Consider the following 10,856-nt stretch of genomic DNA (forward strand, 5'->3'; position numbering starts at 1 on the left):
GCCTGAAGCAACTGACGATAGTGGCGGGCTTTAGGCGCCATCTCTAGTTTTTCGAACTCTTCTGCAAGCAACCTGCAAGCCTCTGCGGTTAGTAGCGAATCGTCAGCACCCCGTAGGCGCTCAAAGGCTTTCTCTGCTGCTTTAAGGTCGTGCTGCTTAAGGCTGGCGAACAACACCCGGTTATGGTCCTCTGCGGCAAGCGGGTGATGACTTTCCCCCTTGCTCAGGTATTCCTGCCAAGTCGCGATCATCTGCTCTGGCTGTCGGCGGCTTAGGGTGTCGTTCATCAGTTCTCGGGTGCGAGACAAATACTCGGATAAGTCCGGGCGCAGTTTGGCTAAGTTGTATAGGTGCTCCAGCAGAATGGGTCTGTCTGGATAATGTTCCCGCAACGCTTCGAACTGACGCCTCGCCAGTTCAAAATCCATCCGCCCTAGACTAGCCATAGCCTGGGCGTAGCCGGTGGTGAAACGCTCGTCTTGCTCGTCTTCTTCCGGTTCGAAGAACTCTTCGCGTACCTGTAGCCAGCTTTTGCCCAGCAGCCACACTAGCCCAGCACCTGCCAGCAGGCCGCCAGCGTGGGCCATATAAGCAACGCCGGTTGCGCCGGCGAACCAGTAGTCGTATATCTCTTTGCCCAGCCACACGGGCAGTATGGCCAGCGCGGGGGCTCGGAAGTAGTTGAAGTACACGCCAAGAAAATAGAAGAATCGAATTTTTTGTAAGCCGTAAATGGCCACGTACATGCCCATCAGCCCGGAAATTGAGCCGGATGCACCCACCAAGGGAATATAGCTTCCCTGCGAAAAGGCTGTAAAAACAACGCCAGACAGCGCGCCGCACACCAAGTAAGCCAATAAAAAGCGGCCAGGGCCTAGGGCTTTTTCAACCGTGAAGCCCAGCAGGAATAGGAAGACCAGATTACCAATGATGTGCCCCCACCCACCGTGCAAAAATTGGTAAGTAACCAGGGTGTATAAAGACAGTTTCGCGGGGATCAGGCCCAGTTGCTGGGCACTCAGGCGCTGAATGTAGGTGTCTTCGATGATTGTGCGCTGTTCCAACCAGCGCGCCCGCTCAGTCGGGGCCCATATCACATCGCGATTCTGCAGCAGGTACTGGTAAAACTCTCGATCCATAAGCAGGCTAACGGAAAGCCAGAAGTTCTCATTTCCTGCCCTCAGTTCCTGAAACTGCTGCAACTCAAGAGCTAGTTCATCCTCACCTTCAAAGCGAATTTTTCGCTGCAGGTAATCTTCGTAAGCCGGCCCCTCTAGCTGCAACAAGCCAGAATCCACATAAACATCAACTGCTTGCTCCAGCTTGCGGCTGTCTCCCCCCTGGTAAAACAGAAAAACCAACACGCAGGTGAGCATCAACCCGAGAGTTACCCAGGGTGGGCGCTTCCAGTTAACGGCGTTTTCGGCAGGAATAATCAGCATGGGCGGTCACAATTCATCATAATCTGTCCCTGAAAAACTGCTTTTTATCACAGTAGTGTCTTATTTTCGCGTTTAAATGGTTCCCAGCGTGAATGTCGTATCGACCATTCGCCAATTGCCGTTATTTCTGCTCCGGCTAATAGTACGCAGGAATAACAAGAAAAACCGAAGACTTGGAACAAGGATACTGCAGATGACCGTACTCGTATTGGACAACCCGGAGTTGATCGCCAAAGCAGCTGTAGCATCTGGCTTTAACGCAGCCACTCTTATGGCTGAAGGCAACCGCCCACACCGAATGAAGTTTCATTACGGTTTCAACAAGCACGCACTGGATAGTTCAGACAGGGCCATTATCCGCCAGCATGCAGCCTATTTGAGGCAGAACCCGACCGTCAGTGTTCGAATTCACGGTCACTCTGATAATTTTGGCGCTGAGGACTTTAACCGTTTTCTGTCCAGACTGCGGACTAACGAGGTGGCGAGACTTCTGATGAAAGAGGGCATTGCCGAATCGCGGCTGTTGGTTGCAAGTTGGGGGTCTGCTCGCCCTCTGGCAACACCAGACGACAGAGCTGCCAACCGTCGGGTAGAGCTGGAATACCTAGATCAAGATATGGCCAAGGCGCTTTAGACAGGAAGAACAAGAGCGGACGAGAAACCCGGGGCCGGGGTGAGCGGCCCTATAGGCTCTAGCTGGCACGATCAGCCGTATACGTGCCAGACATTCCATAACAGTAAAACCGCAGCAGCCAGAATGGCCAACCAGGTCAGTACCATACCCAGCGCACGCGCTTTATGCGTTTCACCCTTGCCGTTAATCATGCCCCAGGCATGAAGAATGCGACCAGCCACCAAGGCCATGCCTGTCCAATATATAAGACCGCTGGCCACCCCATTCAACTCAGCAATAGCCAGCATGATGAGCCCCAGCGGTGCGTATTCCACCAGGTTGGCGTGTGCACGAATGGCCACTTGGAAATCACGATCTTCGGTTACACCTATGCCCTTGTTGTACTTCAGGCGAAATTTCACCACCTGTGCAGAAAGCACCACCAACAGAATACCGAGTACGGCAGCAAACACTCCGGTAACAGGTACGATCATCTTCAACTCTTCCTAATTTTGCTGACGATAGCCAGCAGTAATACCGCACCCACTGTGGCGGTTACCAATTCACCAACGGCTCCCTGCGCGGCAAGGCCCAGCAGGCGAAAAACAAAACCGCCAAGAAACGAGCCGACGATACCAATACCAATGTTGGCCAGCACACCAAAACCACGGCCTTTCATAATCAGACCAGCGAGCCAGCCGGCAACACCACCAATAATCAGAAACAGAATCAGGTTCATCGTTTTCCTCTCCTTGCGGCATGTCTTTTGAGAGATTCTTTATACAGCGTAATCAGACCCGGCGCATCTCAGAGCTCGGCGATAACCTCCGCCATCTCTTTATGGCAACGCGCGATCAGAGCGGGAACATCCTCAATAGTATGGCCTACAGTTTCTACCGGAGGCAGAATCCGACTAGTAACTGGCTCACGCCGGCCCAGCCAACCCAGTGTTTTATTCCGATATTCGGCTGTGCATACCATAACAATTGGCGCCCCGGACGTCACCGCCGCGTAAAAAGCACCTTTTTTGAACTTCTGCAGGCCCCGGCCCTTGCTCCGCGTGCCCTCCACAAACACCCACAGGCTTTTGCTATCACGGGTTATGGCCTCGCTGGTGGCCTGCATGGTTGCGATGGCTTTGCGAGCACGGGCCCGGTTCAATATTACATTACCGCCCAGCCAGAACACCCAGCCGAAGAACGGGAGCCAGACCAACGATGACTTGCCTACGGTAACGGTGCGAGGCGCCACCAGATCGCCCACCACAAAAAGATCATCGTTGTACTGGTGGTTGGCGATAGCAACCACAGGGCGATCCTGCGGCATGTGCTCCGCGCCTTCCAGAGGCCGTTTCATACCGAGTATTGCGCGCCCCGTGCGCGCCATTGCGATGGCCAGAAGCCGATTATTATCCGGGTTAAATGGCCTGAGAATAAAGAATGGCAAAGCGAACAGACAAAGCACAGGAACGCTCAGCCAGGCCAAAAAATTTCTGATAAAGCCCATACGAAAAACTCTGTAACAGGATTTTGGCGCACAAGTGTACGCCAAGTTTATAGCCCCGCAACAGTGTCATTTTGTTCCAATAAATCCAAATCAAGAGAACCTGGGCTGAGAGAGGTCTGGCTGAGGTTGTCATCAGCCCGAGCTTCCACCACATACCGCAGCGGGCCGCCAGCATCCATGCTGTCGAACGGGTAGCAGGTAACCAGCAGTAGGGTATCCGCAGCCAGGTTGCTGGTATCAATAAACTCTGAACGGCTGTCCACAATTCTTGCCTCACGCACCTTGTACCCCTGCCACCGGCCGTCCCGGCTTTGCAGCTGAAGTTCATTGCCAGGCTTCAACCGTTTCAGGGGCCGAAAATGGGTGTCCCGGTGGCCAGCAATAACAACCGCGCCCTGCGCACTCCCCACCCCCATCATCTGGCCCGGGCCAAAGGCCAGGCTTTCTCCATGCACGCCGGCCAAAACAATCATCGAATCGTTCAGTTCAGGTATGGACAGCTTTGCCACCGGCCAAGTATCGGCCCAAGGCCACGGTCGGGATTCAATCTGCCGCGCCTGGCTTTCAGCCCAAGCAATCTCCAGTAGTTCCTGCGCCATCACGGCCTTCAAAGGAATCCACAAGCCAAAGACTAGCAACGTGGCAGAGCTTGTCATTAGCAACAGCAACAGCCGGCTCATGGGTATGCCCGCCGTTGCAGCAGTACAATAGCGGCCGAGAACATCAGACCAACCAAGCCCAGCGCGATAAGCAAAGGCGCTGATGTAGCCGTTTGCGGGTAGCGCGCCATACCAGGCTGAGTTCCTGCGGGCCGCAGGGTTGGCACGTTATCTTTTAACAAAGAGCTGTCGGAAGCCCTCACCGGTGTTGTGTCCACTGCCACAAAGCTGGTGTAAGGCGACATCAGGTTGTGCTCAACCGCCAGTTTGGTGACCGCTGCTTTATCCGGTTCCTGAGCCTGAACCCGTGCCTCGTCCAACACACTGTTGATCTTCTCCCGGGCCCAGTAGCGGTGCAGGCCAGTGCCAGACGCAGCCTGTTGCAAGTCCAGGCTCCGTTGCCATATGGCGCCGCCCGGCAACGTTCCTGAAACATTTAGCTCACCAGTTGCCGGCACACCTCGCACCACCTGCACTAAAGGCTCACCCTGAAACAAATCACCGGGGCGAAGCGGAAAACTGTCATCAAGTGCCGCTGCTGACGGGTTCGGCCAACTCACCTGGATATCCGTCAGTACCGGTGCCTCCATGGCCGAAAACAGCCGAGCCAGAGGGCCACTGATATCCGCAAGATCCTTCACAGCGGTATAGCTGCCACGCCCCCAGCGAGCCGCCTCTCGCATAAAGTACATGTTAGGTGCCGATCCAATAGCAACCGTGAACAACCGATGATCGTCTAGTTGGCGACGGATCTGGCTAAACAACGCCGACTCATTACCAACCGCCCCATCGGTCATAAACACGACCTGTCGCACCCTCGATAATTCATCTTCAGGCGCCTCATCCACACCTTTGCCAGAATGTTGCAAAGCCATGGTCAACGCCGGTGCCATTTCCGTGCCGCCGCCAGCCTCCAGTTTGCTTACATACTGACGTGCCCGGGCCAGGTTGTTGGCGTTTGCTATGACCGGTTGCATAAACAACGCATGGGGCTGGGAATTAAACTGAATCACATTAAATCTATCACCCGGCGCCAGCGTCTCCAGCCCCTGCTGTAACGCTTTCCTCGCCTGCCGAATGGGCTCCCCCGCCATAGAACCGGACGTATCAATCACAAACGTCAGTGCCCGTGGCAAACGGGTTTTCCCAGCCCGCCCTGGCACCACCATCGCCAACAGATAATCTTCACCTTCCCAACGCTGATGAAAAACCGCCGCAGCTGGCTCCTGGCCTGCAAGAGGCTGCCAACGCAACACAAAATCCCTGTCCATCACAATATCCCCCGTCTGGGGTTGAACCGTCATCACTTGACCATCCTGTTGAGTGGCCACCTCATGGCTAGGGCTGGACACCCGCGCCAGCGGAAGGCCGGCATCAATCGTGAACTGAACCGAAGCCCGGTGGCTCTCTTCCGGCACATCTGCCACATCCACCGTAAACGGACTAATAGCATCGGCATCCAGCACCTCAGTGGTGGGCACAGCCCAGCCACCTTGCCACTGCTGCGGCGCATCAGCCAAAGGCTCACCCGGCATGTACCTGGGCGTTAACGTGGTTGGCACACTCAGCTCAAAAACCCCATCCCGATAACCCACAAGCTGCTGATAGTTAAGCTCTACACTCACCTGTGCACCGGGCGGAATATTCGCCACCCGAGTGGTGAACAGATTCGGCCGTTGCTGCTCAACCGTCGCCGCCTGACGCCCCGAATCCCGAGCCTTCTCATAGGTTTTCTTCGCCTCCTCACGGGGCTGAACCTTACCCACAATGGTTCGCTCCCCCACCTTCATCGTCAGCCCATACACACTGGCCTGCTCCGGAAGCGGAAACACGAATACGCCTTCGCGCCACTGATCACTCGTGTTCTGAAAGGTGCGCACCAATTTACTGTCCGCAATCAGCCCGCTGACCCGGACATCAAAGTCACTGCCTAAAACCAAGGCTGGTTCCTGCCACTGGCCCTTGCCATCCACGAAGTGCAGCGCGCCTGCTGTGTCTTCTCTACCTGTGTTGGCTTCTGCATACAGAGGCTGAACAAACAACACCAGCAACATCGCCATCCATAAACTAACCCCTTCCATAAAGCGCCGAACACGAAGTGAGCGACCTACACTGAGCCCTCCCGTGAGGTGGCACCTGCCTCCGAAACCGTGCGGAGCCATGGATGGCGAAGCCGAGCGTACAGGGACGTATTCACAGCGTGTTTCGGAGGCAGGTGCCACCTTGCGGGAGGGCGGGTTCTGAAGAAACGAAAGAGCACTATGCTTCGACGATATGGAAGAAAACATCATGGCAAGATCCTTTAGCTACACGATTCAATAAGACCCAGCCATTTCAACAACCCGAAAAGGAACTCCCGTGGCAGAATCAAACATTCCGCCCACAAAAAATGATGAATTATGACAACACCGCACGCTAACCTTGCTCTTACCGCCTGCCGTGTTTAAATAGATCCTCATCGCCCAGGGATAGCAGCCAGAACCATGAAAAAACACCTTGTCCTGATAGAGGACGAACCCGCCATCCGCGACAACTACCGCGCCGCCTTTGAACGCCGGGGATATCGCGTATCCACCTACGGTGACCGCTTGTCTGCCTGGCAAGTGCTGCGCCAAAGCTTGCCCGACCTTGCCATTATTGATGTCGGCCTAGGAGATGAGCCAGAAGGCGGGTTTACCCTGTGTCAGGACTTACGCTCACTCTCCGGAACACTGCCCATCATTTTCCTGACTGCCCGCGACAGCGACATTGATTCCGTACACGGCCTACGTCTGGGCGCCGACGACTACGTCACCAAAGACATGAGCATGGAACACCTACTGGCACGAGTAACCGCCCTACTGCGCCGGGCAGATGCTTGGGCAGAAGCCCTGCAAAAACCAGACGAAGTAGTAAACCGTGGCCGCCTAAGCCTAAACGTAGATCGCATGACCGTAGCTTGGGACCAATCCGCAATAGACCTCACTGTGACCGAATTTTGGATGCTGCACTCACTGGTGCAACATCCCGGCCATGTGCGCAGCCGCGAGCAACTGATGGAAGCTGCTAGCACGTTTCTGGACGACAACACCGTGACCTCCCACATCAAACGCATCCGCAGCAAATTCCTTCAGCTCGACAGCACCTTCGACGGCATCCAGACCGCCTATGGCATGGGCTACCGATGGAATGCTCGTGAGCTCTAGGTCGTGACCCTCAAGCGCCAACTCTTTGTTGCCAGCCTGTTGATGCTACTGATCCCTTGGGCCGGCCTGCAGTTTGTGCTGGAGCTAGATCAAGCTCTGCGACAACAGGCGCTACAGCAATTACAGGATCAGGCCGATCGACTGGCACAGACAGCCGGCGATCTCAGCCTCGGCCTGCCCGCCGTTGCGCCTCAAACACCTGCCATTTATGTAGAAAACCTGCGCAGCTCCCTCAACCTGGACGGCTATAGCGACGACTGGCCCGGCTACGACGAAGCCGAACAGTTCCAGCCTTGGCAACAGAGCCCGCAGCCAAACGGTGACACAAGCAAGCCCACCATGCGCTGGCAGGCCGCCACAGACCAACGCCACCTGTACCTATTGATACGCATCAGCAACCACCAACCCATATTCTTTAATCCCGGCGCACCAGAGCAGCCCCATGACCGTCTCAGGCTCTGGCTGGAGCCGGCAAACGGAAACCTAAGTCCAGATACTCAACCTGCCGCCTGGCTCATCCGAACTCCCGCGCCAGGCAAGGTTTACGCCACAACTCATGGCCCTGGTTCCGCTACCTCAAGCACCGCTCCAAAATCGGACTACCGGGTGAACGGTTACTGGCAAAGCGCGGGCACCGGCTGGCAAATTGAACTAGAGCTGCCCAAACCACCGCAAGGTAGCCGCTTGGGATTTTCGGCCCAAAGGTTGGGCAGTGCAGACTCGATACAAACGTCAACGTCCACAGACCCGCTACCGGTTCTGGTAGCGCGTAACCCTGGGCTGGAGCGCCAGCTCACATCGGGGATGAGCAGTGGGCAAAACGCCCGGCTGGTGGAGCCGGCAGGCTGGGTGATCGCACAACAGACAACGCCTTCCCGACAGGCACCACCCGAGTTTGAAGCTCTCAGCCCTTTGCAAATTGTGGAACACACGAGCCTCAATGCCTTGCGGGCGCTGGTGCAGTTTTATCAACCTAAGCCTGTAACCGTTTCCGCCAGTACCAACCGGCTGGATATGGACGCATTACCAAACGAGGGGCTTGTTCGTCATGAGGACGACAGTGTCTGGCTGATGACAACCAAACCCGTGTTCGGTGGCCGAACCCTGATACTTGAGCAATCCCTTGACCAGCTACTCACGTTTTCCGGCTCTACCCTCGGCTCCGTTATTACCCGCAGCACGCTTATTATTATTGGCCTGACACTGGTGTTGCTGGGCTATGCGAGCTGGCTATCCTGGCGCATTGCCCGCTTACAGCGCGCAGTCAGCGCCAGCATTGATCAGGATGGCCGGATTACGGGCAGTCTGCCTGGTTCAGGCGCCCGCGATGAGCTGGGTCAGTTGCAGAATCATTTTGCCCAGATGGCTGACAGGCTGCACGGTTACAACCGCTATTTGGAGAGTTTTTCACAGCGCCTGTCCCACGAACTAAAAACCCCCGTCGCCGTGGTGCGCTCATCACTGGAAAACCTCACCCACAGCGAAACAGAGGAAGAGCGCTCCCAGTACATCGGGCGTGCGGCTGCAGCCACCGAACGTTTGCGAAAAATTCTTAATGGCATGAGCGAGGCCGCCCGGCTGGAACAAAGCTTTGATCATGCAGACAAAGAAGCATTTGATCTGGCTGATGTTATCGGCCAGGCAACAGCGGCCTACCAGTCTCTGGATGAGCATCACCAATTTGACTACGCAGGGCCAGAGTCAGGTATAAGTCTCATGGGTTCCCCAGAGCTGATGGTGCAACTTCTTGATAAGTTGGTAGATAATGCTAGGGATTTCACTCCGCAAGATGGCCGGATCCAGATCGGCCTTGAACAAACGGAGAGACACTCCTGCCTGTTTGTGTTCAACGAAGGCTCAACCCTACCGGACAATCCAGATACCAGCATCTTCAGCCCTTTCGTCTCTGTGCGAGAAGGCCGAGAAGAAGGACATCTTGGCCAGGGCCTACTGATTGTCCAGCTGATCGCTGATTTTCACGGCGGCCGTGCTGAAGCGGGAAATGAAACACGAAACGACAGTGAGGGTGTTTGCTTTCGGGTTATCGTTCCGGCTGCCCATTCTTAGCCATACCGACAATTTCACGGTGAAGCCAACAGGCTTCAACCAAAGCTCTCATCTCCGGAAAACTGCCGGTAAAACTGTTGCGCCGTACGGCCATTGCGAACACCTTTAGAGGTTGCAAACCGGATGGCTTCACGGTGTAGGTTTTCCTTGTCGGAAACGTTCGGAAACAGGGCGTCCACGGCTTGCAAATAGACCTCTTGCGAGAAGGCATAAAAGGAAAGCTGCAAACCAAAACGGTCGGCCAGAGAAACCTGTTCTTCTACCGCCTCCGCAGGGTGTATTTCCCCATCTTTGGCCTTACTGTTGAGATTGTCGGACATGAATTCCGGCATTAAGTGGCGACGGTTAGAGGTCGCGTATACACGAACGTTCTCGGGAGGCAGTTCAAGGGAGCCTTCAAGCACACTCTTCAAAGCTTTGTAGCCAGATTCGCCCACATCAAATGACATATCATCACAGAACACAATGAAGCGGAATGGCAGGTCGCAGATGTCATCCACAATTTCTGGCAGATTCACCAGGTCGTCCTTATCCACCTCTATAACACGCAAGCCCTTCTCGTGGTAGCGGTTCACCATGGCTTTTATAAGGGAAGACTTGCCGGTTCCTCGTGCGCCCCATAGCAACACGTTATTTGAAGGCTCTCCTGCGAGAAACCGTTCCGTGTTACGTGCCAAGGCCTTCTGCTGGCGATCAATCCCGGTTAGAGAGTTCCACTTAACCGAATCCAGCCTCCGCACGGCCCGTAACCCTGCACGATGCCGGCGCCATACCGCTGCGGGGGTCGATGACCAGTCAAAGGGTTCGTTTCCAGACATAAGCTCTCTTCCTGTTCGGCGGTTCAAAGACGTGCGCAAAGAATACCAGTATATCGGTAGAAACTGCGGGCAGGCTATCGGGGCTGCGACAAACAAAAAAAGGTGCAGAGACTGAGTCTCTGCACCTTTTTCGGGGGGGGCATACCAATATCGATCAGAACTGGTATTTCAGGCCAACCTGAGCTGTATCAAAGTCAGGGCCATCGTTACTCAGCTCACCATTGAAGTCGCTCTCATCAATGTCCACATTATAACGGTTGTATTCCAGGAACGTGGTCAGATGTTCTGTAATACGAAAGTCGACACCGGCACCGATAACAGGGCTTACGTCATCGTAGGTCTCGTCTTCATCGAAAGCATCCACATCAAGTGCCGCCGCGAAGGCACCTGCTTTGGCGTATACACCAAAACTATCTGTTACTGGCAACCGACCAATCGCTACAAGGGCACCGCCTTTAAGCTTGGCTTTGGTATCATCTTTACCGAAGTTACCGAAATCTACATAATTCGCTTCTAGCAGCCTGTCGGACTTAACCAAGCAGTATCGACATGAGATAATCGGGGCA

11 protein-coding genes are annotated in these 10,856 nt (G+C 54.9%); 3 read left to right on the forward strand and 8 right to left on the reverse strand.

Annotated elements, in window-relative coordinates:
* Positions 1 to 1,442: rhomboid family intramembrane serine protease (locus ACTH3S_RS16145; protein WP_441810037.1), on the reverse strand; the 1,442-nt coding region annotated here is incomplete at its 3' end.
* A gap of 193 nt (positions 1,443 to 1,635) precedes the next feature.
* On the opposite strand from ACTH3S_RS16145, the gene ACTH3S_RS16150 reads away from it, so the two are divergent.
* Positions 1,636 to 2,076, forward strand: a complete 441-nt coding sequence (locus ACTH3S_RS16150; RefSeq protein WP_441810038.1) for an OmpA family protein — start codon at positions 1,636 to 1,638, stop codon at positions 2,074 to 2,076.
* 71 nt (positions 2,077 to 2,147) lie between these two features.
* Here the strand turns inward: ACTH3S_RS16150 and ACTH3S_RS16155 are convergent, their stop codons facing one another.
* From ACTH3S_RS16155 to ACTH3S_RS16175, 5 genes are all read right to left on the reverse strand, one after another.
* Positions 2,148 to 2,549: an MAPEG family protein gene (locus ACTH3S_RS16155; RefSeq protein ID WP_441810039.1), complete on the reverse strand. Its 402-nt coding sequence runs from the start codon at positions 2,547 to 2,549 to the stop codon at positions 2,148 to 2,150.
* A gap of 2 nt (positions 2,550 to 2,551) precedes the next feature.
* Positions 2,552 to 2,794, reverse strand: a complete 243-nt coding sequence (locus tag ACTH3S_RS16160; RefSeq protein WP_441810040.1) for a GlsB/YeaQ/YmgE family stress response membrane protein — start codon at positions 2,792 to 2,794, stop codon at positions 2,552 to 2,554.
* 68 nt (positions 2,795 to 2,862) lie between these two features.
* Positions 2,863 to 3,561 carry a lysophospholipid acyltransferase family protein gene (locus ACTH3S_RS16165; protein WP_441810041.1) on the reverse strand — a complete coding sequence of 233 codons (699 nt, stop codon included), beginning with the start codon at positions 3,559 to 3,561 and terminating at the stop codon, positions 2,863 to 2,865.
* A 47-nt stretch (positions 3,562 to 3,608) separates the two neighbouring features.
* Positions 3,609 to 4,241 carry a class GN sortase gene (locus ACTH3S_RS16170; protein ID WP_441810042.1) on the reverse strand — a complete coding sequence of 211 codons (633 nt, stop codon included), beginning with the start codon at positions 4,239 to 4,241 and terminating at the stop codon, positions 3,609 to 3,611.
* Positions 4,238 to 6,301, reverse strand: a complete 2,064-nt coding sequence (locus tag ACTH3S_RS16175; protein ID WP_441810043.1) for a marine proteobacterial sortase target protein — start codon at positions 6,299 to 6,301, stop codon at positions 4,238 to 4,240. Before ACTH3S_RS16175 ends, ACTH3S_RS16170 begins: the two co-directional genes overlap by 4 nt.
* 402 nt (positions 6,302 to 6,703) lie before the next feature.
* On the opposite strand from ACTH3S_RS16175, the gene pdsR reads away from it, so the two are divergent.
* The gene (gene pdsR, locus ACTH3S_RS16180) at positions 6,704 to 7,405 is read left to right on the forward strand and encodes a proteobacterial dedicated sortase system response regulator (protein ID WP_441810044.1); all 702 of its coding nucleotides are present in this window, start codon (positions 6,704 to 6,706) and stop codon (positions 7,403 to 7,405) included.
* A 3-nt stretch (positions 7,406 to 7,408) separates the two neighbouring features.
* Positions 7,409 to 9,472 carry an ATP-binding protein gene (locus ACTH3S_RS16185; protein WP_441810045.1) on the forward strand — a complete coding sequence of 688 codons (2,064 nt, stop codon included), beginning with the start codon at positions 7,409 to 7,411 and terminating at the stop codon, positions 9,470 to 9,472.
* Positions 9,473 to 9,507: 35 nt separating this feature from the next.
* Here the strand turns inward: ACTH3S_RS16185 and ACTH3S_RS16190 are convergent, their stop codons facing one another.
* Positions 9,508 to 10,290, reverse strand: a complete 783-nt coding sequence (locus ACTH3S_RS16190) for an ATP-binding protein (RefSeq protein WP_441810046.1) — start codon at positions 10,288 to 10,290, stop codon at positions 9,508 to 9,510.
* 154 nt (positions 10,291 to 10,444) lie between these two features.
* The coding region (locus ACTH3S_RS16195; RefSeq protein ID WP_441810047.1) for an outer membrane protein at positions 10,445 to 10,856 on the reverse strand (412 nt) is incomplete at its 5' end.

Source organism: Marinobacter sp. (genome assembly GCF_052094685.1).
Classification (GTDB): Bacteria; Pseudomonadota; Gammaproteobacteria; order Pseudomonadales; family Oleiphilaceae; genus Marinobacter.